Origin of the sequence: Marinobacter sp. Arc7-DN-1 (genome assembly GCF_003441595.1) — a bacterium.
Classification (GTDB): Bacteria; Pseudomonadota; Gammaproteobacteria; order Pseudomonadales; family Oleiphilaceae; genus Marinobacter; species Marinobacter metalliresistant.
The window spans coordinates 35,572-61,704 of the sequence record NZ_CP031848.1; the positions used below are offsets into that span (position 1 = coordinate 35,572).

Sequence of the window (26,133 nt, forward strand, 5' to 3'; positions counted from 1 at the left end):
CAGGTCAGTGACCCTGGTCAATTACGGTCATCAGTAGCCCATGGCTGATGATGTGCTTCGCCTTGGATCTGCGCCACCGTACAGAGTACCGTCTTCATCAATCATAATACTCTGGATGGCGCCCATTGCCGAACCACGGACAACGGTGTGGCCCCGATCTTCCAGCAGGCGAATTGTGTCCGGGCTGATGCCCTGCTCAATGCGAATCTCATCCGGCAGCCACTGATGGTGCATTCGCGGCACGCTTACCGCCGTCTGGATGTTCATGCCATGATCAATCACATTCAGGATCACCTGCAAGGTGGTGGTAATAATCCGCGAGCCCCCCGGGCTGCCCGTTACCAGCACATTTTTGCCGTCCTTCCTGACGATGGTGGGCGACATGGAGCTCAGCATGCGTTTGCCGGGCTCAACCTTGTTGGCTTCACCGCCGATCAACCCGTAAGCGTTAGGCACGCCCGGCCTGGCGCTGAAATCATCCATTTCATTGTTGAGCAGAAAACCGGCACCTTCGACCGTGATACCGGAGCCATAACTGAAATTGATGGTGTAGGTGTTAGAGACCGCGTTGCCCCATTTGTCCACCACCGAGAAGTGGGTGGTTTCGGGGCTTTCCCAGGCGGCCGGCTGGCCGGGATTGATGTCGCTGGCAGGGCGGGCTTTTTCTGAATTAATGGTTTTTCGGAGTTCTTCTGCATAGCCCTTGCTGGTAAGGCCTTCCAGGGGTACGTCTACGTAGTCGGTATCGCCGAGGTATTTCGAGCGATCGGCGTAGGCCAGCTTCATGGCTTCGGCCATGTGATGAATCGCATCGGCCGAATTATGGCCGAAGTCGGCCATCGGAAAGCCTTCCAGAATGTTGAGGATCTGGACAATGTGAGTGCCGCCGGAGGAGGGCGGCGACATGGAAAAGATATCGTACCCGCGATAGGTACCGTGAACTGGAGTGCGGACCTCCGGGCGATAGTCTTTCAGATCCTCAAGGGTGATCGGGCCGCCGTGCCGGGCCATTTCGTCGGCGATCAGCCTGGCGGTTTCGCCCGCGTAAAAGCCTTTTACGCCGTGATCCGCAATCCGCTGCAGGGTGTCCGCCAGTTCCGGCTGGTGAAACCGCTCGCCAGGCTGCCAGGCGCTGCCATCCGGCCTATAAAAGGTGGCAAGAGTGGCGGGCCAGCGTTCGAGCCTTTCACGGGCCTGTTCCAGGCCTTCGGTAAAGCGGTGGGGGACAATAAATCCTTCCCGGGCCAGTCTGATGGCCGGAGCCAGTGCCCGTTCCAGGGAGATAGTGCCGTGGCGCTCCAGCGCCAGCGCAAGGCCGGCCACGGTTCCGGGGACACCTGCGGCCAGATGGGTGAAGCGGCTGCGATCGCGGACCACATTGCCGGATTTGTCCTGAAACATCGTCTCTGTAGCGGCGGCGGGCGCTTTCTCGCGGTAATCAATGGCTTCCGGCTCTGAGCCATCGCCTCTGGATATCAGCATGAAACCGCCGCCGCCAATGTTGCCGGAGCGGGGCTGGGTTACTGCCAGGGCAAATCCGGCCGTGACCGCGGCATCAACTGCGTTGCCTCCGTCCCTGAGTACGTCCAGGGCCACTTCGGTGGCCAGGGTGTGGCTGGTTGCTACCATGCCCTGTTTCGCGGTGGCGGGGTGAAACCGTTCTCCCTCGAGAATGGCCTGCCCGAACGCCGGCCCGATAACCACAAGAAAGGCGAGGGTCGTTGCAATCGAAAGGCGGCCTGAGCGTGCTCTGGCGAGGTTTTTGGTTGTGTGTTGGTAGAGGTCTCTGCCCATATCTCCATTCCTCGTTTCTGGCGTTCAGATAGGCTATGATAGCCGGTCATTTTCATAGGTGCGTATCGTTAACCTGCCGTTAATGCCGGTGGTGATTCCCCGACGCACCTGCTTTCCCGGGTTTCAGTTAAGGAAAGGCTTTCATGGAGCATACCTATCGTCTTGTGATTTCCTGCCCCGATCGGGTGGGAATTGTCGCCAAGGTGAGTAATTTTCTGTCGACATACAATGGCTGGATTACCGAGGCGAGTCACCACTCGGACACCCATACCGGCTGGTTTTTCATGCGGCACGAAATCAAGGCCAGCTCGATTCCGTTTGGCCTGGATCAGTTCCGTGCCGCGTTCGAGCCCATTGCCCGTGAATTCAATATGCACTGGCACATTGCCGATTCGGCCCAGCCGAAGAAAGTCATCCTGATGTGCAGCAAGGAATCCCACTGTGTGGCAGATCTGCTGTACCGGTGGCACAGCAAGGAGATCAATGCCGAGATCGTGGCGGTGATTTCCAACCACGATGACCTTCGCAGAATGGTGGAATGGCACGAGATTCCTTACCACCACGTGCCAGTCAGCAAGGAAAACAAAGCAGATGCCTTCGCCCACATCAATGACCTCTTCCACAAATACGAAGTGGATGTGGTGGTGCTGGCCCGGTACATGCAGATCCTTCCGGGCGAACTGTGTGAAAAATACGCTGGCAAGGTGATTAACATCCACCACAGCTTCCTGCCGTCTTTTGCCGGTGCCCGCCCCTACCACCAGGCCTACAGCCGGGGAGTAAAGCTGATTGGCGCGACCTGCCACTACGTGACCCAGGACCTCGACGAGGGCCCGATCATCGAGCAGGACGTCATCCGCATCACCCACAGTGACTCCATTGAGGATATGGTTCGCCTGGGCAAGGACGTGGAAAAGAACGTGCTGGCCCGCGGTCTGCGTTCGCACATCGAAGACCGGGTGATTACCTTCGAAAACAAGACTGTGGTGTTTGATTAGGGCTGCCTCACAGTTGCCCCGGAAAGGGTGCGACTGTGATAGACTTGGCGGCTTGTTGAAGCATAACTATGGGGCCCGGACACGGCTCCGATACGACTTCCAGATAACGCAAAGGAACCTTTCTCGATGGGTGAGTTAGCCAAAGAGATCCTGCCGGTCAATATTGAAGACGAGTTAAAACAGTCCTACCTCGATTACGCCATGAGCGTTATCGTCGGGCGGGCGCTTCCGGATGTGAGGGATGGCCTCAAGCCGGTTCACCGCCGTGTTCTGTTCGCCATGTCCGAACTGAACAACGACTGGAACAAAGCCTACAAGAAGTCCGCCCGTGTGGTGGGTGACGTTATCGGTAAATATCACCCTCACGGTGACTCTGCGGTTTACGACACCATCGTACGTATGGCCCAGCCGTTCTCGCTGCGCTACCCGCTGGTAGACGGCCAGGGCAACTTCGGTTCCATTGATGGTGATAACGCCGCAGCCATGCGTTACACCGAGATTCGCATGGAGAAGATCGCCCACTCCCTGCTGGCGGATCTGGACAAGGAAACCGTCGATTTCGTTGATAACTATGACGGCACCGAGCGGATCCCCGAGGTTCTGCCTACCCGGGTTCCGAACCTGCTGGTGAATGGTTCCTCCGGTATTGCCGTGGGAATGGCCACCAATATTCCGCCCCACAACCTGACGGAAGTGGTCAACGGCTGCCTGGCGTTGATTGACAATCCGGATCTTACTATTGATGAGCTGATGGGCTTCATTCCCGGCCCTGACTTCCCGACCGAGGGTATCATCAATGGCCGTGCGGGCATTGTCGAGGCCTATCGCACCGGCCGTGGCCGCATCTATGTCCGTGCCCGTCATGAAATCGAGCACGATAACAAAACCAATCGCGACGCTGTCATTATCACCGAGCTGCCGTATCAGCTGAACAAGGCTCGCCTGATCGAAAAGATCGCCGAGCTGGTGAAAGAGAAGCGCCTCGAGGGTATTACCGAACTGCGGGATGAATCCAACAAGGAAGGTATCCGGGTTGTGATCGAACTGCGCCGGGGCGAAAATCCGGATGTGGTGGTCAATAACCTGTTCGCCCACACCCAGTTGCAGACGGTGTTTGGTATCAACATGGTGGCGCTGATCAATGGCGAGCCTAAAACGCTGAACCTCAAGCAGATGCTCGATGCGTTCGTGCGCCACCGCCGTGAGGTGGTTACCCGCCGGACTATCTATGAGCTGCGCAAGGCCCGCGAACGTGGCCATATCCTCGAAGGCCTCACGGTTGCGCTGGCCAACATCGATGAGATGATCGAACTGATCAAGGCCTCGCCCAGTTCGGTGGAAGCCAAAGAAAAGCTGATGGCCAAGGGCTGGGCCCCGGGCGATGTCCTGGCCATGCTGGAGCGTGCCGGCGAAGACGCCTGTCGCCCGGACGACCTGCCGGAAATCTATGGCCTGCGTAGCGGCCTGTACTACCTGTCTCCGGAGCAGACCCAGGCGATCCTGGATATGCGTCTGCACCGCCTGACCGGCCTTGAAACCGAGAAGCTGCAGAACGAATACAAGGACATCCTTGAAAAGATTGCCGGCCTGCTGGAAATTCTGGGCGACCCGGACCGCCTGATGCAGGTTATTCGTGAAGAACTGGAAGCGGTTGTTTCCGAATTCGGTGATGAGCGCCGTACCGAGATCACCAGTTCCCAGCGTGATCTGACGATTGCAGACCTGATTGACGAAGAAGATCTCGTGGTCACCATTTCCCACAGCGGTTACGCCAAGACCCAGGCCGTGGAAGATTACCAGGCACAGCGCCGTGGTGGCCGGGGCAAGGCCGCAACCTCCATGAAGGACGAAGACTTCGTTGAGAAGTTGCTCGTCGCCAATTCCCACGACACCATTCTGTGCTTCTCGAACCGCGGCAAGGTCTACTGGTTGCGGGTGTTCGAGATTCCGCGGGCCAGCCGGGCTTCCCGCGGTCGTCCGATGGTCAACATCCTGCCACTGGAAGAGGGTGAGCGTATCACCACCTTCCTGCCAGTACGTGACTATCCGGAAGACCAGTTTGTGCTGATGGCCACCTCTAACGGTGTGGTCAAGAAAACCCCGCTGCCGAACTTCTCACGTCCGCGCAGCAGCGGCCTGATTGCCCTGTCCCTTGATGAAGGCGATACCCTGATTGGCGCTGCCATTACCGAGGGCGACGCCGAAGTCATGCTGTTCTCCACTGCCGGCAAGGCCGTTCGCTTTGCCGAGGGGGCGGTGCGTCCGATGAGCCGGACAGCCCGCGGTGTTCGCGGTATCAGGATGCCGGAAGGTCACCACGTGGTGTCCCTGATTATTCCGCAGGAAGGCGGTGTGATTCTGACCGCCAGTGAGAACGGTTACGGCAAGCGTACCGCCATCGACGAATTCCCGACCTATGGCCGGGGCAGCCAGGGCGTTATTGCCATGCAGTGCTCTGAGCGGAACGGCAACCTGGTAACAGCCCTGCAGCTGTTTGATGGTGATGAAATGATGCTGATTTCGGATAAGGGTACACTGGTGCGGACTCGTACCGACGAAGTGTCCGTTCTGAGCCGGAACACTCAGGGTGTGCGTCTGATCAAGCTTGGTCAGGAAGATGAGCGCCTGGTAGGCGTAGAGCGCATTGCTGAAACCGATGACGAAGCACTTGACGGTGAAGGCGAAGACGCAGCGACAGACAGCAGCACGGAAGAAGGTGAAGGTGCCGGCGAAGAATAAGCCGGCCCTGCCATAGACAGATTCAGCAAGACTTGAGAGATCACAGCAACATGAGCAGGGCGTATAATTTTTGTGCAGGCCCGGCAACCTTGCCGGAAAGCGTGCTTCGTCAGGCGCGGGATGAAATGCTCGACTGGCGCGGTACCGGCATGTCGGTGATGGAAATGAGCCATCGCAGCGACGAGTTTGTCCGGATTGCCGAAACTGCAGAAAAAGATCTGCGTGAACTGGCCGGCGTGTCGGACGATTACGCCGTTCTCTTTATGCAGGGTGGGGCGTCCAGCCAGTTTTCCACCATTCCCCTGAACCTGCTGGGTGAAAAAAACGCTGCTGACTATGTGAATACGGGCATCTGGTCCAAGAAAGCCATTGCCGAGGCGAGCCGCTATGGCACTGTGAACGTGGTGGCCAGCTCGGAAGACAGCGGTTTTGCCACGATTCCTGACCAGTCCTCCTGGCAGACCAGTGCAGATGCAGCGTACCTGCACTACACGCCGAACGAGACCATTGGCGGTCTGGAGTTCGACTTTGTTCCGGAGAGCCCGTCGGTCCCGCTGGTGGCGGATATGTCCTCATCCATGCTTTCCCGGCCGGTGGACGTTTCCAGGTTTGGCGTGATCTACGCCGGCGCCCAGAAAAACATCGGCCCCTCGGGCCTGGTGGTGGTCATTATCCGCAAGGATCTGCTGGGTAAGGCCCGCAGGGAGACCCCCACCATGATGAACTATCAGGTGATTGCCGATAACGGGTCCATGTACAACACCCCCGCGACCTATTCCTGGTATCTGGCGGGCCTGGTGTTCCAGTGGCTGAAAGAGCAGGGTGGTGTAACGGCCATGGGTGAAGTGAACCTGCGCAAGGCCAGAAAGCTCTATGGGTTCATCGACACCAATGATTTCTACGCCAACCCCATTGAACCGCGTTTCCGGTCCTGGATGAACGTGCCGTTTACCCTGGCAGACGACGCCTTGAACGGTGAATTCCTGAAAGGAGCCAATGCCCGTGGCCTGCTGAACCTGGCCGGCCACCGCTCGGTGGGTGGTATGCGGGCGAGTATTTACAACGCGATGCCCGAGGCTGGTGTTGATGCGCTGATCGAATATATGACTGAATTTGCGAAGGAGCGTGGCTGACCATGAGTGATGAGCAGGTCCGGCTCGCAGAGCTGAGGGACGAGATTGATCAGATTGATCAGAAGCTCATGGAGCTGATCAGCGCCCGGGCAACCTGTGCCCAGGAAGTCGCCCACGTCAAGACCACAGCCAATCCGGGGCAGGACGTATTTTTCTATCGCCCGGAGCGGGAAGCCCAGGTGCTGCGCCGAATCAAGGAGCAGAACCCGGGGCCATTGTCCTGTGAGGAAATGGCCCGTCTGTTCCGGGAAATCATGTCGGCCTGCCTGGCGCTGGAAAAGCCCATGCACATTGCCTTCCTGGGGCCGGTGGGTACCTTCACCCAGGCAGCAGCGCTCAAGCATTTTGGTCACTCGGTGATCAGCGTGCCGCTGCCCGCGATTGATGCGGTATTCCGGGAGGTTGAATCCGGCGCTGCCCATTACGGTGTGGTGCCGGTGGAGAACTCCACCGAGGGCATGATCAATCACACCCTCGATATGTTCATGTCCTCGCCCCTGAAAATCTGTGGTGAAGTGCAACTGCGGATTCACCACCACCTGCTGGTGTCTCCGAAGCACAAGGATCAGGAAATTACCCGGATCTATTCCCATCAGCAGTCGTTTGCCCAGTGTCGCCAGTGGCTGGACACCCATCGCTATGGTATTGAGCGGGTGACAGTTTCCAGCAACGCCGAAGCGGCGCGACGTGCGGGCGCGGAGCCCGGATCGGCGGCGATTGCCGGCGACATGGCGGCTGAGCTCTATGGCCTGGAAAAACTGGCCAACAGCATTGAAGACCGTCCGGACAATACCACACGTTTCCTGATCATCGGCCGGGAAGAAGTCCCTGCCAGCGGTCACGATAAGACCTCCATTCTGGTTTCCATGCGAAACAAGCCGGGTGCACTGTACCAGCTGCTTGAGCCGTTCCATCGCCATGGCCTCAGCCTGACCCGTATCGAAACCCGGCCGTCGCCCAGTGGTACCTGGGCCTATGTGTTCTACATCGATTTTGAAGGGCATATGGAGGGCGATCAGGTGCGCAAGGTTCTCGCAGAAGTGGAGGACGAAGCCGTTGAGCTCAAGCGGTTGGGTTCCTACCCGATTGGCGTTCTTTGAGTACCCGAACCGGCAGTTTTTTTGAGTACGGAGTGTCGAGGACGTTTTATGGCCATTGATTACCAGAGTCTGGCGGTCCGGGGCGTGCAGGCGTTGTCGCCCTACCAGCCAGGAAAACCGATTGAGGAACTGGCGCGGGAGCTGGGGCTGAATCCCGCTGAAATTATCAAGCTTGCCAGCAATGAAAATCCGCTTGGGCCTAGCGAAAAGGCGCTTTCTGCCGCCCGCCAGGCATTGTCTGAACTGTGCCTGTATCCGGACGGCAACGGCTTCAATCTCAAGCAGGCGCTGTCAAGGCGCCTGGGTGTCGGGCTGGACCGGATCACCCTCGGCAATGGCTCCAATGACGTTCTGGAAGTCATCACCCGCTGTTTTGCCGATGCCGATTCGGAAGTCATTTTCTCCCAGTATGCGTTCGCCATTTATCCTCTGGTGACCCGGGCCATTGGCGCAAAGGGCGTGTCCGTGCCTGCCCGGGAATGGGGGCATGATCTGGAGGCGATGGCGGCGGCGGTCACCGACCGTACCAGGCTGGTTTTTGTCGCCAACCCGAACAATCCCACGGGTACGGTGCACAAGGCCGATGCCATTGAGGCCTTCCTGAAGAAGATTCCGGCCGAGGTCCTCGTGGTGCTGGATGAGGCCTACTGCGAATACCTCACCGGTAACGACTATCCTGACGGTGTGGAACTGCTTTCCCGGTTCCCGAACCTGCTCGTGTGCCGGACCTTCTCCAAAGCCTGGGGGCTTGCCGGTTTGCGGGTGGGCTACAGCGTCAGCTCCGCAGCCATTGCCGACACCCTCAACCGCGTGCGTCAGCCCTTTAACGTCGACACGGTTGCGCTCTCTGCGGCCACGGCGGTGCTGGATGATGAAGACTACCTTCAGCGCTCCCGGGAGGTGAACAGTGCCGGCCTGCGCCAGCTTGAGCAGGCATTCGATCGCATGGGGCTCAGTTACATTCCCTCTGCCGGCAACTTTATTGCGGTGGAAGTGGGTGAGCAGGCCATGGGGGTATATCAGGCTCTTCTGGCCCACGGTGTGATTGTCCGCCCGATTGCAGGTTATGGCATGCCGCGCCATCTCCGTGTCTCGGTTGGGCTTCCGGAAGAGAACGAGCGGTTTATCGACGCGCTGGCGCAGGCACTGACATCCTCGGGGCTGAGCGACTGACATGGCGCTTTCCGAACCTCTTTTTAAGCGGGTTGCAGTGATTGGTCTGGGGCTGATTGGCGGCTCCCTGGCCAGTGCTATCCGGCGTAATGGCCTGGCTGGCAGGGTGGTTGGTGCAGACCAGCGCGGCGAGGAGCTGCAACTCGGCAAAGAGCTTGGTGTTATAGATGAGGCCGCGCCTACCGTGGCTGATGCCGTCAAGGGTGCCGATCTGGTGGTGCTTGCGGTGCCGGTAAGGGCAACCCGCGCGGTTCTGGAAGAAGTTCGCTCCTGCCTGGAGCCCGGAGCAGTGCTAACGGATGTGGGTAGTACCAAGTCCAGCTTTGTCGCCGATGTTGAGGCCGTGTTTGGTGGCCTTTCGCCGCTGGTGATTCCCGGCCACCCGATCGCGGGCTCTGAAAAGAGCGGCATCCGGGCGGCCAGTCCGGAGCTGTTCGCCAACCACAAGGTGATTCTTACGCCTCCGGACAATGTCAGTGAGCCGCATCTGGCACGTCTGAAAGGACTCTGGGAAGGCTGTGGCGCGACAGTGCTGACCATGTCTGTGGCCTATCACGACGAAGTGCTGGCGGCCACCAGCCATTTGCCCCATCTGATTGCCTTTTCTCTGGTCGACACCCTGGCGGGTGAAGACGAGAACATGGACATTTTCCGTTATGCGGCCGGTGGATTCAGGGACTTTACCCGGATTGCTGCCAGTGATCCGGTGATGTGGCACGATATCTTTCTCTCGAATCGCGAGGCGGTTCTTCGGGTAATCGACCATTTTACTCACGACCTGGAACAGCTGCGCACGGCCATTGCTAACCAGGACAGTGCGACCCTGTTAAGGGTTTTCAGTCGCGCCAAAGCGGCGCGTGAACATTTTTCAAAGATGCTCTCAGGACAGGCTTACGTGACAAAAAACAGTGAAAAGCAGGTAAGGTTCCGTCTTCAGCCCGGTGGCGCTATTTCCGGTGATATCCGGGTACCCGGTGACAAATCCATGTCGCACCGTTCCATCATGATGGGTGCGCTTGCCAACGGCGTCACCGAGGTTAAGGGATTCCTGGAGGGTGAGGACAGCCTGGCGACGCTTCAGGCGTTCCGGGATATGGGTGTCACGATCGAAGGCCCGGAAGATGGCTTCGTCCGGATTCACGGTGTTGGCATGCATGGGCTGCAGGCGCCCCGTGGCCCGTTGTATCTTGGTAATTCCGGAACCGCGATGCGCCTGTTTGCAGGCCTGCTGGCAGCCCAGCCGTTTGACTCTGAGCTGACCGGCGACGCCAGTCTCTCCGGCCGCCCCATGGGCCGGGTTGCAGACCCGTTGCGAGCCATGGGGGCAGTGATTGACACGGCCGAAGGTGGTCGCCCGCCGCTGAAGATACGCGGTGGCCAGAAGCTGTCCGGTATCCATTATGAAATGCCGGTAGCCAGCGCCCAGGTGAAGTCCTGCCTCTTGCTGGCCGGGCTCTACGCTGAAGGCAGCACATCGGTTACCGAGCCGGCACCCACGCGGGATCATACCGAGCGCATGCTGGCGGGCTTCGGCTACCACGTACACCGTGACGGCGCGACGGCCAGTGTCAGTGGTGGTGGCAAGCTGACGGCCACAAACATTGACGTACCTGCCGACATTTCTTCCTCGGCCTTTTTTCTGGTGGCTGCGAGCATTGCGCCCGGTTCCGACCTGATCCTTCGCCATGTAGGTATGAACCCGACCCGGGTGGGGGTGATCAACATTCTACGCCGGATGGGCGCCAGTATTGAGGTTCTGGATGAGCGCGAAATCGGTGGTGAGCCTGTAGCCGATCTGCGCGTGCGTTCGGCGGAACTTCAGGGTATTGATATTCCCGAAGACCAGGTGCCACTGGCGATTGACGAATTCCCGGTGCTGTTCATCGCGGCAACCTGCGCCACCGGCCGAACGGTTCTGCGAGGCGCCGAGGAGCTGCGGGTCAAGGAAAGTGACCGGATCCAGGTGATGGCAGACGGCCTTGCCGCCCTGGGTGTGGAAACCACCGTTACGCCGGACGGCATCATCATTGATGGTGGCCAGACCATTGGCGGCGGCACCGTCAACAGCCAGGGCGACCACCGTATTGCCATGTCTTTCGCAGTGGCATCGCTGCGGGCCAAAGGCGATATTACCGTGACCGACTGCGCCAATGTGGCAACGTCTTTCCCGGGATTTGTGGAGCTCGCAAAGAGTACGGGAATCAATATTTCAGCCGAGGGGGCTGAATAATGGCGGATAACAGAGCGCCGGTGATCACGGTGGATGGCCCCGGAGGATCCGGCAAGGGCACCGTTACCCAAATGCTGGCCAGGAAGCTGGGTTGGCATTTGCTGGATAGCGGGGCCTTGTACCGGCTGACGGCTCTGGCCGCCGTCCGGCAGGGTGTCGCCCTGGACGACGAGGAAGGGCTGGTCAAAGTGGCTGCCGGGCTGGATGTGGCGTTCGAACCCACGCCCGAGGGTGAGCCGGTCCGGGTTATTCTGGCAGGGCAGGACGTGACCGCAGATATACGTACGGAGTCCGCCGGGGATAACGCGTCGAAAGTGGCCGTGATGCAGCCGGTCCGGGACGCGCTGTTGCAGCGCCAGCGGGACTTCCGGCAGGCTCCGGGCCTGGTGGCCGATGGCCGGGATATGGGAACCGTGGTGTTCCCGGATGCGCCGGTCAAGATTTTCCTGACGGCAAGCGCCGAGGAGAGAGCCAGAAGGCGTTACAGCCAGTTGAAGGACGCGGGTGTCGATGTTAATATTGACGCCCTTTTAGAGGAGATACGGGTTCGTGATGAACGGGATATGAACCGTTCCGCAGCCCCTCTCAAGCCCGCAGATGATGCGCAAGTCATTGATTCTACGGGGTTGGGTATAGGAGAGGTGCTAGACAGGTGTATGGCCGCGGCAGGCCAGGCCTGACTACACCTTTTTGTCGTTGAAATGCCGGATGTAGCGTTATCTGCCAGCCACAGGCTTGATCCGGAACTTATTAACAGACCGTGTTGCTGGTGGCACGGAGCACACTTGCGTTGATCATATAGGACTCATAATGAGCGAGAGCTTTGCGGATCTTTTTGAAGAAAGCCTGAAAGAAATTGACATGCAGCCGGGTTCCATCGTCCAGGGAACCGTAGTTGACGTCGACAACGACTGGGTCACCGTTAACGCCGGACTGAAGTCCGAAGGCGTTATCCCCGCCTCCCAGTTCCTGAACGAAAAAGGCGAGTTGGAAATTGCTATCGGCGATGTTGTCGATGTAGCTCTCGACGCTGTGGAAGACGGTTTCGGTGAAACCCGTCTGTCCCGTGAAAAGGCCAAGCGTGCAGAAGCCTGGAAGGTACTCGAGAAGTCCTTCGAAGCTGAGGAAGTGGTTAAGGGTGTTATCAATGGCAAGGTCAAAGGCGGTTTCACTGTCGATCTGGCCGGTATCCGCGCCTTCCTGCCGGGCTCTCTGGTAGATGTTCGTCCGGTCCGCGATACCGCGCACCTGGAGAACAAGGAACTCGAATTCAAGGTTATCAAGCTGGATCAGAAGCGTAACAACGTGGTTGTTTCCCGCCGCGCCGTTCTGGAAGCTGAAAACAGCGCTGAGCGCGAAGCTCTGTTGGAAACCCTGACCGAAGGTATGGAAATCAAGGGTATCGTCAAGAACCTGACCGACTACGGCGCGTTCGTGGATCTGGGCGGCGTTGACGGCCTGCTGCACATTACCGATATGGCCTGGAAGCGCATCAAGCATCCGAGCGAAATCGTTAACGTGGGCGATGAGATCAGTGTCAAGGTTCTGAAGTTTGATCGTGAGCGCAACCGTGTGTCCCTCGGCCTGAAGCAGCTGGGCGAAGATCCCTGGGTTGATATCAAGGGTCGTTATCCGGAAGGCAGCAAGGTGACTGCACGCGTTACCAACCTGACCGACTACGGCTGCTTTGCCGAGCTGGAAGAAGGTGTTGAAGGTCTGGTTCACGTGTCCGAAATGGACTGGACCAACAAGAATATCCATCCGTCCAAGGTTGTCCAGGTAGGCGACGAAGTGGGCGTGATGATTCTGGATATCGACGAAGAGCGTCGTCGTATTTCCCTGGGTATCAAACAGTGCGTATCCAACCCATGGGAAGATTTCTCCAGCAACTTCAACAAGGGCGACCGCATCTCCGGTAAGATCAAGTCAATCACTGACTTCGGTATCTTCATCGGTCTGGACGGCGGCATCGACGGTCTGGTTCACCTGTCTGACATCAGCTGGAACGAGACTGGCGAAGAAGCGGTTCGCGAATACAAGAAGGGTGACGAAGTTGAAACCGTTATCCTGTCTGTTGATCCGGAGCGAGAGCGTATCTCCCTGGGTATCAAGCAGCTTGAGAGCGATCCGTTCGCCGAGTTTGTGCAGCTGAACGACAAGGGCTCTATTGTTAAGGGCACCGTGTCTGCAGTTGATGCCAAGGCCGCTACCATTGCCCTGAACGACGAAGTTGAAGCGGTACTGAAAGCCTCGGAAATCAGTCGTGACCGTGTTGAAGACGCACGTAACGCGCTGAAGGAAGGCGAAGAAGTAGAAGCGAAGATCATCAGCATCGATCGCAAGAACCGCATCATTAACCTGTCTGTGAAGTCCAAGGATGTTGAGGACGACAAGCAGGCCCTGGAAAATGTGCGGACCAAGACTGCCGAAACCTCTTCTGGTGCGACCACCATCGGTGATCTCATCAAGGAGCAGATGCAGCAGCAAAACGCCAATAAGGAATGAATTTCCGGTTGGTGTGAAAAAAACGGGCTCTAAGAGCCCGTTTTTTTTGTGTTTTTTTCTGGTTTGGCTAAACTAGATAGTCATGGGAATCCGGCAACCGACGGCTGAACAATAACGAAAGAGGGAAACGCCTCATGACGAAGTCCGAACTGGTCGAGTTGATTGCGTCCAAGCAAACACAGCTCTCCGTTAAAGATGTCGAACTGGCTGTAAAAACCATCATTGAGCACATGTCCCAGTCGCTCGCCGATGGTCAGAGAATTGAGATCCGGGGATTTGGCAGTTTTTCTCTTCATCACCGGGCAGCGCGTACCGGTCGCAATCCGAAAACCGGTGAGGCTGTCCAGTTACCGGCCAAGTTTGTGCCGCATTTCAAACCGGGAAAGGAATTGAGAGAGCAGGTTAACGACAGTCTGAAGAAAGGCTTTTAACCGCGGCTCAGGGAATGCGTATAATTCAGGATTAGTCAGCCCTTTGGGAGTGCTATCTCTATGGCAGGATTGCAGAAGATCCTCATTATTCTGTTGGTTTTGGTCCTGGTTCTGCTGGCACTGGTGTTCTCGCTTAATAACCAAATGGCGGTGTCCCTCAATTTTCTGCTTTTTCAAACCCAGCCTCATGGCGTAGCCGTCTGGATCATCATGGCCTTTGTTATCGGTGCGCTGGTTGGCGTACTGATTACCATGCTGGCCACCGTCCGTACCTCGGTGTCCCGGCGAGCCCTTCAGAAACGACTTGATCGTGCGGAGCAGGCATTGGAGAAATCCAGGGCCCAGAACGACCGGACGCTTTAATGGATATTGTACTTCAGTGGCTGCTGCTGACAGTTGCGGTTGCCGTTGGCTGGCTGGTTGGCCGGCTGGGAAGCAATGAAAGCCGCTCAAAGGCAACGATTTCCGACGAGGAATCGGTAAAGGATCGCCTCCAGTTCCTCTTTACCAACTATTCCGACCAGGCGGTTGAAAACTTCGTGCAGTCCCTTGCTGTTAACAAGGACACCGTCAGCCTGCACCTCTCAATTGGCAGTCATTTTCGCAATAAGGGCGAAACGGACAGAGCCATATTGATTCATCAGAATCTCCTGGCAAGGCCTGAATTGCCGCCACGCTTTTCGCCACAGGTTACCCTGGAGCTGGCACGGGATTACCTCAACGCCGGCCTGCTGGACCGCGCCGAGGCATTGCTGCATCAGCTCATGGGTGACCGGGAATATGGCCGGCATTCTTCCCAGCAGCTGATTGATCTGTACCAGCAGGAAAAGGAGTGGGGTAAAGCGTCGGAGGTTGCCCGAACACTGACCCGTGGCGATGCTGACCCCGCCATGTTCAAAGTTCTGGCATACCTGACTTGTGAGCTTGCCGAGGAAGCGCTGAAACAGGATGATCGTTGGGAGGCCCAGAAACTCGCCCGGGAAGCGCTGGATTACGACCGTTCCTGTGTGCGTGCCACCCTGATACTGATGAAGCTGCTGGTTCGCCAGGGCAGTTTCCGCGAGGCTGGCAATCAGGGCCTGAAAGTCTTCGACCAGAACCCGGAGTTCGGTCCGGAAGCGGTTGACCGTCTGATGAAGCTTGAGCACGAGCACGGTGATATCGGACGCCTGGCGAAAAAACTGCGCAAGCTTTACGAGAATTATCCGAGCACAAGTCTATTGCTGGCACTGGTCGAATCCGTGGAGCGGGCCTCTGGCCGACCTGCTGCGATCGATCTGCTACGGCAGGAACTGGAGATCCGCCCAAGCGTCCGCGGCCTGTTGCGGCTGGTGGAGATGGCGGGCTACGAGAAAGGTATGACCACAGACGAGGGCCGGCTTGTCAGCCGCATTGGCCACCTGATTCTTGCCAACCGCCCGGTCTATCGCTGTGTCAGCTGTGGTTTCTCCGGTCGCCAGCTGCACTGGCTGTGCCCAAGCTGCAAGCAATGGGAAACCGTCCGCCCGATCCAGGGCGTTGAAGCTGAATAAACCTTTACTGAATCTCCGCAGGATAATTGAACGTGCAAACCGCAAACGATCCCAAAATCATCGTCGCCCTGGACTTTCCCTCCGGGAAATCGGCCCTGGAACTGGTTGATAAACTGGATCCGGCCAAATGCCGGTTGAAGGTGGGCAAGGAGCTGTTCACCCGTTCCGGCCCCCAGTTAGTCGAGGGGCTTCAAAAGCGCGGATTCGATGTGTTCCTGGACCTGAAATACCACGACATCCCCAACACCACCTCGGCGGCGGTAGCGGCAGCCGCAGATCTCGGCGTCTGGATGGTAAATGTCCACGCCTCGGGCGGTGAAAAAATGATGACCGCCTGCCGGGAGCGCCTGGAAACCTTCGGAGCAGACCGGCCGTTGCTGATTGCCGTCACCGTTCTCACCAGCATGAACGCCGACGACCTGGCCGGTATTGGCATTACCGATTCCCCGGAAGCCCAGGTATCACGTCTGGCAACCCTCACTAAAAACTGCGGCCTCGACGGTGTCGTCTGCTCCGCCCGGGAAGCCCCGAAACTGAAAGCGGAGCAGGGCGCCGACTTCAAGCTGATCACCCCGGGGATTCGTCCGTTGACTGCCGATAAAGGCGACCAACAACGCATCATGACCCCAAGCGATGCCCTCAAGGCGGGTTCCGATTATCTTGTGATCGGCCGCCCGATTACCCAGGCTTCGGATCCGTTGGCTGCTTTGGAGGCTGTTCACGCTGAGGTGATTGGCCTCTAGCATTTGGTGGGTATTTTGCTTGAGCCCTAGCCTGATAGGTTTGGAGCCTGGTGGTGTGGGGCCTCCCTCCCAAAAAACCGCTACGAGCACATCCCTGTGCGCTTGTTTCCGGCCATCCATGGCCTCCAACATTTTTGGGAGGGAGGCCCCACACCACCGTGTCGAACCTTTGAGATATAGTCTGTGAACGCGGGGTCAGATGAAAACCTTCATCTGACCCCAATTTCGAAAACAAACACAGAGGTAATAAAAAACCCGCTAACTCAAAGAATTAGCGGGCTTTTAAAATAGTGGCTCCCCGAGCTGGGCTCGAACCAGCGACAAACGGATTAACAGTCCGTTGCTCTACCAACTGAGCTATCGGGGAACGTCGTCGTGTGACGAGGCGCGTATATTAAGTTGGCTATACCGCCCCGTCAACCCTTGGCCAGAACTTTTTAGCCAAGTACTTTCTGAAGACGTTCAATCGCCTTGTGCAGGTTATCCATGCTGGTGGCGAAGCTCAGGCGCATGTGGCCAGGGCAGCCGAAGGCGGATCCTGGAACCAGTGCCACGCCGGCGTCAGTCAGTAGCTTTTCGGCGAATTCCACGTCCGTACTGACACTGGTATCAGCATCAATGGCGCCCTGGAAGCTCGGAAACACGTAAAAGGTTCCGTCGCCATTCAGGCATTCAACGCCCGGCAGTTTGTTCAGGGCCTCTACCAGCCAGTCGTGGCGTTCTTTGAACGCCTTTACCATGTCGCCCACGCAGGCCTGGTTGCCATCAAGCGCAGCCTTTGCTGCCGCCTGGGAGATAGACGCCGGGTTGGAGGTGCTCTGGGACTGGATTTTCTTCATGGCGCCGATGATCTTCGCCGGGCCAGCGGCGTAGCCGATACGCCAGCCAGTCATGGAGTAGGCCTTGGACACACCGTTGAGCACGAAGGTGCGGTCGTACAGTTCCGGGGTGGCGTTCAGGATGTTGCAGAACGGCTTGCCGGTCCAGAGGATCGGCTCATACATGTCGTCGGTGGCGATCATGATGTTCGGGTGCTTCTTCAGCACCTCGCCGATGGCCTGCAACTCTTCCAGGGTGTAGGCCATGCCGCTCGGGTTCGAGGGGCTGTTAATCACGAACAGGCGGGTACGCTCGGTGATGGCGTTTTCCAGCTGTTCCGGGGTGATCTTGAAGCGGGTCTTGGCACCGGTTTCAATGATAACCGGCTTACCTTCGGCCACCAGTACCATATCCGGGTAGGATACCCAGTATGGCGCCGGGATGATGGCTTCGTCACCCTTGTTCAGGGTGGCCAGTGCGAGGTTGAAAAAGCTCTGTTTGCCACCACTGCTTACCAAGATCTGGTTGGCTTCGTATTCCAGGCCGTTGTCCCGTTTGAACTTCGCAATAATCGCTTTCTTCAGGGCTGGCGTACCATCAACGGCAGTGTATTTGGTCTGGCCGTTGTCGATGGCTTCAATGGCTGCCTGTTTGATGTGATCAGGGGTATCGAAGTCCGGCTCGCCGGCACCCAGGCCAATAATATCCTGGCCGGCTGCGCGGAGTTCCGCGGCCTTGTTGGTGACTGCGAGGGTGGGAGAGGGCTTGATCGCCTGTACTCGGCTGGAAAGTTGAAGGTCCAAACTTGCGCTCCTTAAAGCTGCGTCTGATAGGGCTGCGACCGCCGGGCGCCAGAGCTGCTGGCTGATTTTCGCCCAGCCGTCGATCGCACTGATGGTATCATGAAGCCAGCGTATCGCTAAATTTCTCTAATGGCAGGGGCTGTTTTGTCCCTGCTTCAGTTCTACCGGAGGTTCCCGCCAGTTATGGCCAGTAATCAGCCCAGCGTTTCCACCAGAGAGGGTGTGTTTAAAGTCGATTCACCGTTCCAGCCGGCGGGTGATCAGCCCAAGGCGATCGAGGGTCTGGTGGATGGCATCCACTCCGGCCTGGCGCACCAGACCCTGCTGGGGGTAACCGGCTCCGGTAAAACCTTCACCATTGCCAACGTAATCCAGCAGGTGCAGCGGCCAACCATCATCATGGCCCACAACAAGACCCTGGCTGCCCAGTTGTATGGCGAGTTCCGCGAATTCTTTCCGGACAATGCGGTGGAGTATTTCGTTTCCTACTACGACTACTACCAGCCGGAAGCCTATGTGCCGTCGTCGGACACCTTTATCGAGAAAGACGCCTCCATCAATGAGCACATCGAACAGATGCGTCTTTCCGCCACCAAGGCCCTGCTGGAGCGGTCGGATGCAATCATCGTGGCGACGGTGTCCTCAATCTACGGCCTTGGTGATCCCCAGTCCTACCTGAAGATGATGCTGCACCTGGACCGGGGTGATCAGATCGATCAGCGCTTTATCCTGCGTCGCCTTGCCGAACTGCAGTACACCCGCAACGATATTGAATTCCACCGGGCCAATTACCGGGTGCGGGGCGATGTGATCGATGTATTTCCGGCGGAATCCGAGAAGGAGGCCATCCGCATCGAGCTGTTCGATGATGAGGTGGAGAATCTCAGCTATTTCGACCCGCTTACAGGCGAGGTTCTGCGTCGGGTTCCCCGGGTAACCATCTATCCGAAGTCCCACTATGTGACGCCCCGGCAGAAGGTGCTGGATGCGATTGAGCTCATCAAGGTGGAGCTGGATGAGCGGCTCCAGCAACTGCGGGACAATAATCGGCTGGTGGAAGCTCAACGGCTTGAGGAGCGCACCCGGTACGACATCGAAATGATGATGGAGCTGGGTTACTGCAATGGCATCGAGAACTACTCACGTTATCTTTCTGGCCGCCGCCCGGGTGAGGCGCCACCAACCCTGTTTGATTATCTGCCACCCAATGCGTTGCTGGTGGTGGATGAATCCCATGTGACCATTCCCCAGATCGGTGCCATGTACAAGGGCGACCGTTCGCGCAAGGAAACCCTGGTGGAGTACGGTTTCCGGCTGCCTTCGGCGCTGGATAACCGGCCGATGCGGTTCGAGGAGTGGGAGCGCATCGCGCCGCAGATGATTTTTGTCTCTGCGACGCCGGGCAACTACGAAGCCGAGCATACCGGCCAGGTGGTGGAGCAGGTGGTACGGCCCACCGGCCTGCTGGATCCGGAAATCGAGGTTCGTCCGGCCTCCACGCAGGTGGATGATCTGCTTTCCGAAATCCACACCCGGGTGAAGGTGAAGGAGCGGGTTCTGGTGACCACCCTCACCAAGCGGATGGCGGAAGACCTGACGGACTTCATGATGGAACACGACGTAAAAGTCCGGTATCTGCACTCGGACATCGACACCGTCGAGCGGGTGGAGATCATCCGGGATCTCCGCCGGGGTGAATTTGATGTGCTGGTGGGCATCAACCTGTTACGGGAAGGGCTTGATATGCCTGAGGTGTCGCTGGTTGCCATTCTCGATGCGGACAAGGAAGGTTTCCTGCGTTCCGAGCGCTCACTGATCCAGACCATGGGCCGGGCGGCGCGGAATCTCCACGGCAAAGCCATTCTTTACGGTGATCGGGTTACCGGTTCCATGCAGCGGGCTATCGACGAGACTGGTCGTCGGCGGGCGAAGCAGGAAGCCCACAACGAAGAACACGGCATTACGCCCCAGGGCCTGAATAAGAAGATTGCCGATATCATGGAAGGTGCCGGCGGTGGTGGCCGCGGACGTCGCAAGGCGGAGCGCCCGGGTCAGAAGGCGGCGGAGGAAGCGGAGCAGTACCGGGCGAAATTGGGCAACCGGTCTCCCGAGCAAGTCCTCAAGGAAGTTTCCCGCCTGGAGGACGAGATGTACAAGGCGGCTTCGGAACTGGATTTCGAGACTGCTGCACGCCTGCGGGACGATATCTCCGAATTGAAAGAGGCGGCTTTGCGGACCGGGTAGTTAGCCCGGCCGTTTGGGTCCCACGATAACAGCCGCCTGTAAAGGCTGGTTGCGGCCATAGCGGGACATCTGGCTGAACACCCGTTTGTCGACGGGCAGGTATTGCTTATCGGCGACGGTTTCTCCGGCGTCCACGTCTATTTCCGGATCGTGCAGGTATACGAACTGGTCGTCGATGGCACACACAGTCACCCAGTGCGGGACGCGGCTCCGGTTCAGCTGCCAGGTGCTGATCAGGATAACCGGTACCCGACCTTCGTGCAGTGCTTCTTCCATGGCTTCCAGGGTTAGCGGGTCGTGGTGGAGCTGAATGCCAGTCTGGCCGATGTCGTGCAGGAAGCCTTCGTGGACCAGTTCCAGAACCCGTTTCTTGTCCTCATTCCTGACCGTGTCTTTGAACAGGGCACCCTCCATGCTGATCCATGCACTGGCTTCAAAGCCCCGATTCCAGGCAGACAGTGCCAGCCCGTGAGGGCCGCAGCCGCCGTGGCCGGCAAGCATGAAGATGGTGGTCGCCTCTCGCCAGATTCTCAGCTCTTCCAGGGTTGTGAGCAGTTGCTGCTCATCCAGGGCAGCCATGGCCATGATCAGCGCTGCCGGGCCACAGGAAAAATCCGTTGTCTGCGGGTAATAGGGCACGGCCTGAAATTCACGGGAGGGCTCATAGAACAGGATCCGCCGCTCAAAGCGCAGGGCATCACCGTGGTCTTCGTAATAGTCCCGGTAGGTTCCGAACTGGCGGTACCCGAGGCGTTTATACAGATTGATGGCGCCCCGGTTGTCCTCCCGGACTTCCAGCCGCATGATGATGCGACCCGCTTTAACGGCTTCCTCTTCCGCCTCCTGAACCAGCTTTTCACCTACACCCTGGCCGCGCACGGACGGCGAGACGGCAATGGAGTAGATCCGGGCAAGGCGGGTGGCAGCGCTCATCAGAACCAGACAGTAACCCACCAGGTCTTCGCCGGCTTCAGCGACGATCAGCCGGTCTCTGGGCATTTCCAGGAAACGGCGGAAACTGCGCCGGGACAACCGGTCCTCGGTGAAACACCGGTTTTCAAGCAACACCAGGGCGTCAAGGTCCATGCTGGAAGCTTGTCGGAGCTGGAAATCAGGCATCGTAATGCGGCCTTGAGAAGAGCTTTGAGGGCGTGCAGGCAGGCTTCCCTGATCCGGCTATTATGGTAGAGAGTCCAGGGTTCGCAAAGTGTGCAAACATGCGTAAAAGCACGCATCATGCGCCGATTGTACCGGTTTTGTTACCGGCGTATTGTTGCGGCAGATAACACAGGCAATAACCTTCAGGGAGGATCGCCTTTAATGTCCCGCTTGCTCATTGTAGTGGACCGCGCCAAAGACTGGGCACCGTATTATCCCAGTGAAGATGTGCTGACCTTCGATCAATATCTTCAGTTCTCGGCGCCACCTGCCAGCCGGGTGCGCGTTATTAACCTTTGTCAGAGTGCAAAATACCTGAGCCGGGGCTACTACTGCTCGCTGCTGGCGGAGGCCCGTGGCCACCATGTGGTGCCCTCGGTCATGACTCTGAACGATCTGAGTCGAAAGGGACTGTTTTCCCTGGAGCTGGAAGAGCTGGACGCCAGCGTGATTAACTGGCTCGAAGCCGCTGGTTCGGCCATTAACCCGGCCAGCGATGAGCGCGAGGCGACCCACGAGGTGAAGGTCCGGACCTGCTTCGGACAGTCTGAGCACCCGGAGCTCAAGCCTGTTGCCCGGGCTCTGTTCGAGCGCTTCCCCTGCCCGATTCTCGAGATCGTATTCAAGCGCCGCAAGCAGTGGCAGATTGAATCCATGAAACCGGCGGCCCCGGCGGATCTGGGTGAGCATGAACAGGACGTGTTTGCGGCCGCCCTGGACCGCTTCAGCAGCATGGTGTGGCGCAAGCCCCGAACGCGCCGTCGCTACCGTTACGACCTGGCCGTGCTGGTGAACCCGGATGAGGAAATGCCGCCAAGCGACAAGGTTGCCCTGAAACGATTTGTGAAGGCCGGACGGAAGCTGGGTATCAATGTGGAACAGATCACCCGGCGGGATTACATGCGGTTGCCGGAATACGATGGTCTTTTCATCCGGGAAACCACGGCCATTGACCACCACACCTATCGGTTTGCCCGCAAGGCGGATGCCGAGGGTATGGTGGTGATCGATGATCCGGTATCGATCCTCAAATGCACCAACAAGGTTTTCCTGGCGGATCTGCTGAAGAATAACAAGGTTCCGACGCCCAAGACTCTGATCCTTTCAAAGGACCAGAAGGATGCGGTTGAGCAGGTTATCAGGGAATTGGGTTTTCCGGCAGTGATCAAGATCCCGGACGGGGCTTTTTCAAGGGGAGTCACCAAGGCCGAAGATGAAAAGTCCCTGCGTGCCGGCCTCCGGGACCTGTTCAAGCAGTCGGCGCTGGTGCTGGCCCAGGAATACCTGTACACGGATTACGACTGGCGAATCGGTGTACTGGGCGGGCGGGCTATCTACGCCTGCAAGTACATGATGGTGAAAGGCCACTGGCAGATATACCAGCACGGCGAATCCGCAAGCGAAAGTGGTGGTTTCGAGACCATGCCGACCTATGAGGTGCCAAGGAACGTCATTCAGGCCGCGCTGAACGCAACAAAGCTGATTGGTAACGGACTTTATGGCGTGGATATCAAGCAATCCGGAAACCGGGTTGCCGTGATCGAAGTGAATGACAACCCGAGCATTGATGCCGGTGTTGAAGACAAATTTCTGGGAGGGGAGCTGTACACCCTGATCATGCAGGAGTTCCTGTCCCGGATGGAGGAGAATCGGCGCCGTTAGCAGGCGCCGGGTCGATCTCAGGGGCCACCAGCTACCCAGACCCGGATACTGCCAAACCACGGATAGTCCCGTAGCTGATCCCGGATATTTTCCGAGGTAAAGGGGGTCTTTGTTTCCGGCTCGTCCAGGAACAGCTCCAGGTGCACCTTGTTCTTCAGGTAATGAAGTCGCAATCGGCTGTGCTGGGGCAGTTCCCCCAAATGCCGGGCCAGGATGGCCCGGATATCTTCCCTTGAAGGCAGGCGTTCCGAGGTTGGGGGCTGATCTTCGTCATTTTCGGCATCAATGTGGAAGTTGATGTCCCGGATGTTGTCCAGGGCATCCCTCATTCCAGAGACTACCTGCATACCAATCTGATGCCCTTCCGAGACGCTGATTTCCGGCCGCACCACAAGATGAATGTCCAGCAGGATATCATGGCCCATCCGGCGGCTGCGGAGTTCATGAACGTTCCGGACACCATCGGTATCCCGGGCGATGCTCTTGAGCATTTCCGTGTCTTCGGGAGAGAGCCCCGTGTCCACCAGCTCTTTGACGCTGTCCCAGGTGAATTTCCAGCCAATGTGAATAATGATCCCTGCAATTATCACGGCCGCAAACACATCCAGCCACACCAGTCCAAGCATCGCCCCGGCGGTGGAGACCACGACTACCACGGAAGAAAATGCATCGGTACGGCTGTGCCAGGCATTGGCAATAATCAGGTCTGACCGTATGGCCAGGCCGACCTGGCGGGTGTAACGGTAAATCCATTCCTTGCCCACAACGGACGCCGCTGCAGCCACCAGAACCGGCCAGCCCGGAACGGTTTCTACGCCGCCCTCGATGAGGCGCAGGGTATTTTCCCAGGCCAGGGCGGCACCGACGGCAATGAGGATGCTGCCCAGTACCAGGGTGCCAAAGGTTTCGATTCGCTGGTGGCCGTAGGGGTGATCCTCGTCAGGCTCCTGGCGGGAAACCTTCATCACGCCCAGGACAACCAGATCCGAGGCGACGTCGGTAAACGAGTGAATGCCATCCACGATCAAGGCCTGGGAATGAAAAAGAGCCCCGGCAATGACTTTAATGATACCGAGAACGGCATCCAGAATCATTCCGATAATCGTGACCCGCGATGCCTCTTTCATTTCAACTGCCAGGTTATCCCGGTGTTGTTGTGCGGGGGAGATGGGTTGTTGCATAGGGGCACTCCGGATCAGACGACAGGAGGCAGTATAACGTTATTCGGTCCGGTTGTGGCAGGTCTGCTCAAGGCCCGGAATTGCTGTGATTTATACACATCATTGCAGAATGGTGATGGGTTAACATTTTGTACAGGTTTTGTCGATAGCAATACGAAAAACATATAACATGTTGAAAATAAAGATAAAAATAACTGATCAAAAAATGATCAATCTGTAGGCTGGCGCAGTTATCAAGGGATGGCAAACGTTGCCCCGCTATTTTCAACAGGGTTATCCACAGATTCCGTGGAAAAGGTTGTGAGACTGCCATCATACAGTCATTTAGCGCTGATTTTGTTCTGCTCCGGGATGCTGTGGAAAACTTCCGGTATACTCCGCCCACTTGGACTAAGGGAGTTTTTCAGATGTACGGCGTTATCCGTAACCTGCTTTTCCGGTTACCACCGGAGCAGGCCCACAATATTGCCTTGAGCGGTCTTGATCTTGCGCAACGGTTGGGCGTTTTGAGCGCTTTCGCGCCCAAGATAGATTCATTGCCAGTAAATGTTATGGGGCTGGACTTTCCGAACCCGGTCGGGCTGGCTGCGGGACTGGATAAAAACGCCGACCATCTCGATGCCCTGGGGGGCCTGGGCTTCGGATTTATAGAGGTGGGTACGGTTACGCCAATTGCGCAGCCTGGCAACCCCAAGCCTCGTATGTTCAGATTGCCGGAGCATCGGGCCATCATTAATCGCATGGGTTTCAATAACGAAGGATTGGAACACCTGCTGGAGCGTGTGGATAACCGCCATTATAAGGGCGTGCTCGGAATCAACGTGGGCAAGAACAAGGATACGCCCAACGACGAATCCGAGTCGGACTACCGCAAGGGCATTTCCGCGGTCTATACCCGGGCTGACTATATTACGGTGAATGTATCCTCGCCTAATACACCGGGGCTTCGCGATCTGCAATTCGGTGATTCCCTGAAGGGTCTGCTGGTGGCGATCAAGGATGAGCAGCTCAAATGTGAGAAACAGCATGGCCGGTACGTGCCTGTGGCCGTGAAAATTGCTCCGGACATGGACGACGAGGGCATCCGGTTTGTCGCTACCGCATTGCGGGAAACCGGTCTGGACGGTGTGATCGCGACCAACACCACCATCAACCGCGATGCCGTTGCAGGCCATCGCCATGCCGACGAAGCTGGCGGCCTCAGTGGTGCACCGGTTCGCGAGGCCTCTCTGAGAGTCATCAGGGGGCTTTACGCTGAGCTGGGTGATTCCCTGCCAATTATCGGAGTGGGTGGCATTATTGATGGCGAGAGCGCTGCGGAAAAGATTCGTGCAGGCGCAAAACTGGTGCAGGTGTATACCGGCTTTATTTACCGTGGTCCAGATCTGATTCGGGAAGCGGTGGAAGCCATCAGGCAGGTGAAATAATCTGAGTGCCATAAAACGAAGATGGGCCCGCTGAGCGGGCCCTTGCGGGGAATGAACCCCGTGGCGCTTCATCGCATGGTACGGGGCGGGAGGCCCCGTTTGGGTTGCTCTGAGTACTGCGTCAAATTGTGTGGAAAAAGATCAGATTAAGATAGTCGGGGTTAGTTCAGGCGTCACGCCGTCGTAACATTGGCCAGTTTGTGGATGCCGGATACGCCGGTCATGCCCTCCCATTGATCTGTACGGCCTTCTCGCCACCCGTTCAGCCATTCCTGGCGGACTTCCGCTTGTTCGAGCGGGCAGCTTTCTTTGGATTTACCGGACACGCCAGCGAGATAACCCCGCTTATATGCACGAGCGTACATGTCTCTTTTCTGTCTTTTCATGCCGTTCCTCACTGATGGATTAACAGAACAAGCGTGTACACATCTGCAGTGGCCATGACGAGTGTTATCCACTCA

The 26,133-nt window shown here is 57.6% G+C and carries 20 protein-coding genes and 1 tRNA gene; 15 read left to right on the forward strand and 6 right to left on the reverse strand.

The window, feature by feature from the left end:
• Window positions 1-30: 30 nt before the first annotated feature.
• Window positions 31-1,794: a gamma-glutamyltransferase gene (gene ggt, locus D0851_RS00230; RefSeq protein WP_117616833.1), complete on the reverse strand. Its 1,764-nt coding sequence runs from the start codon at window positions 1,792-1,794 to the stop codon at window positions 31-33.
• A gap of 143 nt (window positions 1,795-1,937) precedes the next feature.
• Here ggt and purU point away from each other — a divergent pair, with 143 nt between their 5' ends.
• The 12 genes from purU (at window position 1,938) to pyrF (ending at window position 16,378) form a co-directional block, all read left to right on the forward strand.
• Window positions 1,938-2,792: a formyltetrahydrofolate deformylase gene (purU, locus tag D0851_RS00235; RefSeq protein WP_117616834.1), complete on the forward strand. Its 855-nt coding sequence runs from the start codon at window positions 1,938-1,940 to the stop codon at window positions 2,790-2,792.
• A 126-nt stretch (window positions 2,793-2,918) separates the two neighbouring features.
• Window positions 2,919-5,531 carry a DNA gyrase subunit A gene (gene gyrA / locus D0851_RS00240; protein ID WP_117616835.1) on the forward strand — a complete coding sequence of 871 codons (2,613 nt, stop codon included), beginning with the start codon at window positions 2,919-2,921 and terminating at the stop codon, window positions 5,529-5,531.
• Window positions 5,532-5,581: 50 nt separating this feature from the next.
• A complete protein-coding gene (gene serC, locus D0851_RS00245) occupies window positions 5,582-6,664 on the forward strand; it encodes a 3-phosphoserine/phosphohydroxythreonine transaminase (RefSeq protein ID WP_117616836.1) in 1,083 nt (360 codons plus the stop codon).
• A gap of 2 nt (window positions 6,665-6,666) precedes the next feature.
• Window positions 6,667-7,764, forward strand: a complete 1,098-nt coding sequence (gene pheA / locus D0851_RS00250) for a prephenate dehydratase (RefSeq protein WP_117616837.1) — start codon at window positions 6,667-6,669, stop codon at window positions 7,762-7,764.
• Window positions 7,765-7,812: 48 nt separating this feature from the next.
• Window positions 7,813-8,937, forward strand: coding sequence for a histidinol-phosphate transaminase (gene hisC, locus D0851_RS00255; RefSeq protein ID WP_117616838.1), 1,125 nt, complete (start codon window positions 7,813-7,815; stop codon window positions 8,935-8,937).
• A 1-nt stretch (window position 8,938) separates the two neighbouring features.
• Window positions 8,939-11,167 (forward strand): bifunctional prephenate dehydrogenase/3-phosphoshikimate 1-carboxyvinyltransferase, encoded by a 2,229-nt coding sequence (locus D0851_RS00260; protein ID WP_117616839.1) that lies wholly within the window; start codon window positions 8,939-8,941, stop codon window positions 11,165-11,167.
• Window positions 11,167-11,847 (forward strand): (d)CMP kinase, encoded by a 681-nt coding sequence (gene cmk, locus D0851_RS00265; protein WP_117616840.1) that lies wholly within the window; start codon window positions 11,167-11,169, stop codon window positions 11,845-11,847. Before D0851_RS00260 ends, cmk begins: the two co-directional genes overlap by 1 nt.
• 130 nt (window positions 11,848-11,977) lie before the next feature.
• Window positions 11,978-13,672 carry a 30S ribosomal protein S1 gene (gene rpsA / locus D0851_RS00270; RefSeq protein WP_117616841.1) on the forward strand — a complete coding sequence of 565 codons (1,695 nt, stop codon included), beginning with the start codon at window positions 11,978-11,980 and terminating at the stop codon, window positions 13,670-13,672.
• Window positions 13,673-13,806: 134 nt separating this feature from the next.
• Window positions 13,807-14,103, forward strand: coding sequence for an integration host factor subunit beta (locus tag D0851_RS00275; RefSeq protein ID WP_007154691.1), 297 nt, complete (start codon window positions 13,807-13,809; stop codon window positions 14,101-14,103).
• Window positions 14,104-14,163: 60 nt separating this feature from the next.
• Complete coding sequence (locus tag D0851_RS00280; RefSeq protein ID WP_117616842.1) at window positions 14,164-14,466, forward strand: LapA family protein; 303 nt, start codon at window positions 14,164-14,166, stop codon at window positions 14,464-14,466.
• Complete coding sequence (lapB, locus tag D0851_RS00285; protein WP_117616843.1) at window positions 14,466-15,635, forward strand: lipopolysaccharide assembly protein LapB; 1,170 nt, start codon at window positions 14,466-14,468, stop codon at window positions 15,633-15,635. Before D0851_RS00280 ends, lapB begins: the two co-directional genes overlap by 1 nt.
• A gap of 32 nt (window positions 15,636-15,667) precedes the next feature.
• Complete coding sequence (gene pyrF / locus D0851_RS00290) at window positions 15,668-16,378, forward strand: orotidine-5'-phosphate decarboxylase (protein ID WP_117616844.1); 711 nt, start codon at window positions 15,668-15,670, stop codon at window positions 16,376-16,378.
• A gap of 291 nt (window positions 16,379-16,669) precedes the next feature.
• Here pyrF and D0851_RS00295 read toward each other — a convergent pair.
• Together D0851_RS00295 and D0851_RS00300 are read right to left on the reverse strand one after the other, a co-directional pair.
• Window positions 16,670-16,745: transfer RNA gene (locus tag D0851_RS00295), tRNA-Asn, on the reverse strand.
• Between the two features lie 70 nt (window positions 16,746-16,815).
• On the reverse strand, window positions 16,816-18,000 hold the full coding sequence (locus D0851_RS00300) for a pyridoxal phosphate-dependent aminotransferase (protein WP_117616845.1): 1,185 nt from the start codon (window positions 17,998-18,000) through the stop codon (window positions 16,816-16,818).
• Between the two features lie 183 nt (window positions 18,001-18,183).
• On the opposite strand from D0851_RS00300, the gene uvrB reads away from it, so the two are divergent.
• A complete protein-coding gene (uvrB, locus tag D0851_RS00305; protein WP_117616846.1) occupies window positions 18,184-20,244 on the forward strand; it encodes an excinuclease ABC subunit UvrB in 2,061 nt (686 codons plus the stop codon).
• Here the strand turns inward: uvrB and rimI are convergent, their stop codons facing one another.
• Entirely contained in the window at window positions 20,245-21,363 is a 1,119-nt protein-coding gene (gene rimI, locus D0851_RS00310) for a ribosomal protein S18-alanine N-acetyltransferase (RefSeq protein WP_117616847.1), read from the reverse strand.
• Window positions 21,364-21,564: 201 nt separating this feature from the next.
• On the opposite strand from rimI, the gene D0851_RS00315 reads away from it, so the two are divergent.
• Complete coding sequence (locus tag D0851_RS00315; protein WP_117616848.1) at window positions 21,565-23,064, forward strand: RimK family protein; 1,500 nt, start codon at window positions 21,565-21,567, stop codon at window positions 23,062-23,064.
• 17 nt (window positions 23,065-23,081) lie between these two features.
• On the opposite strand, the gene D0851_RS00320 is transcribed toward D0851_RS00315, so the two are convergent.
• Window positions 23,082-24,245 (reverse strand): cation diffusion facilitator family transporter, encoded by a 1,164-nt coding sequence (locus tag D0851_RS00320; protein WP_117616849.1) that lies wholly within the window; start codon window positions 24,243-24,245, stop codon window positions 23,082-23,084.
• Window positions 24,246-24,652: 407 nt separating this feature from the next.
• Here D0851_RS00320 and D0851_RS00325 point away from each other — a divergent pair, with 407 nt between their 5' ends.
• Window positions 24,653-25,672, forward strand: coding sequence for a quinone-dependent dihydroorotate dehydrogenase (locus D0851_RS00325; RefSeq protein WP_117616850.1), 1,020 nt, complete (start codon window positions 24,653-24,655; stop codon window positions 25,670-25,672).
• Window positions 25,673-25,845: 173 nt separating this feature from the next.
• Here the strand turns inward: D0851_RS00325 and rmf are convergent, their stop codons facing one another.
• A complete protein-coding gene (rmf, locus tag D0851_RS00330) occupies window positions 25,846-26,058 on the reverse strand; it encodes a ribosome modulation factor (protein ID WP_117616851.1) in 213 nt (70 codons plus the stop codon).
• Window positions 26,059-26,133: the final 75 nt, after the last annotated feature.

Coding starts and splice junctions, on each gene's coding strand:
- rpsA (WP_117616841.1), top strand. CDS start 11,978: ATGAGCGAGAGCTTTGCGGATCTTTTTGAAGAAAGCCTGAAAGAAATT.
- D0851_RS00320 (WP_117616849.1), bottom strand. CDS start 24,245: ATGCAACAACCCATCTCCCCCGCACAACAACACCGGGATAACCTGGCA.
- pheA (WP_117616837.1), top strand. CDS start 6,667: ATGAGTGATGAGCAGGTCCGGCTCGCAGAGCTGAGGGACGAGATTGAT.
- D0851_RS00275 (WP_007154691.1), top strand. CDS start 13,807: ATGACGAAGTCCGAACTGGTCGAGTTGATTGCGTCCAAGCAAACACAG.
- cmk (WP_117616840.1), top strand. CDS start 11,167: ATGGCGGATAACAGAGCGCCGGTGATCACGGTGGATGGCCCCGGAGGA.
- gyrA (WP_117616835.1), top strand. CDS start 2,919: ATGGGTGAGTTAGCCAAAGAGATCCTGCCGGTCAATATTGAAGACGAG.
- lapB (WP_117616843.1), top strand. CDS start 14,466: ATGGATATTGTACTTCAGTGGCTGCTGCTGACAGTTGCGGTTGCCGTT.
- purU (WP_117616834.1), top strand. CDS start 1,938: ATGGAGCATACCTATCGTCTTGTGATTTCCTGCCCCGATCGGGTGGGA.
- D0851_RS00280 (WP_117616842.1), top strand. CDS start 14,164: ATGGCAGGATTGCAGAAGATCCTCATTATTCTGTTGGTTTTGGTCCTG.
- rimI (WP_117616847.1), bottom strand. CDS start 21,363: ATGCCTGATTTCCAGCTCCGACAAGCTTCCAGCATGGACCTTGACGCC.
- D0851_RS00325 (WP_117616850.1), top strand. CDS start 24,653: ATGTACGGCGTTATCCGTAACCTGCTTTTCCGGTTACCACCGGAGCAG.
- D0851_RS00315 (WP_117616848.1), top strand. CDS start 21,565: ATGTCCCGCTTGCTCATTGTAGTGGACCGCGCCAAAGACTGGGCACCG.
- serC (WP_117616836.1), top strand. CDS start 5,582: ATGAGCAGGGCGTATAATTTTTGTGCAGGCCCGGCAACCTTGCCGGAA.
- rmf (WP_117616851.1), bottom strand. CDS start 26,058: ATGAAAAGACAGAAAAGAGACATGTACGCTCGTGCATATAAGCGGGGT.
- ggt (WP_117616833.1), bottom strand. CDS start 1,794: ATGGGCAGAGACCTCTACCAACACACAACCAAAAACCTCGCCAGAGCA.
- hisC (WP_117616838.1), top strand. CDS start 7,813: ATGGCCATTGATTACCAGAGTCTGGCGGTCCGGGGCGTGCAGGCGTTG.
- uvrB (WP_117616846.1), top strand. CDS start 18,184: ATGGCCAGTAATCAGCCCAGCGTTTCCACCAGAGAGGGTGTGTTTAAA.
- D0851_RS00260 (WP_117616839.1), top strand. CDS start 8,939: ATGGCGCTTTCCGAACCTCTTTTTAAGCGGGTTGCAGTGATTGGTCTG.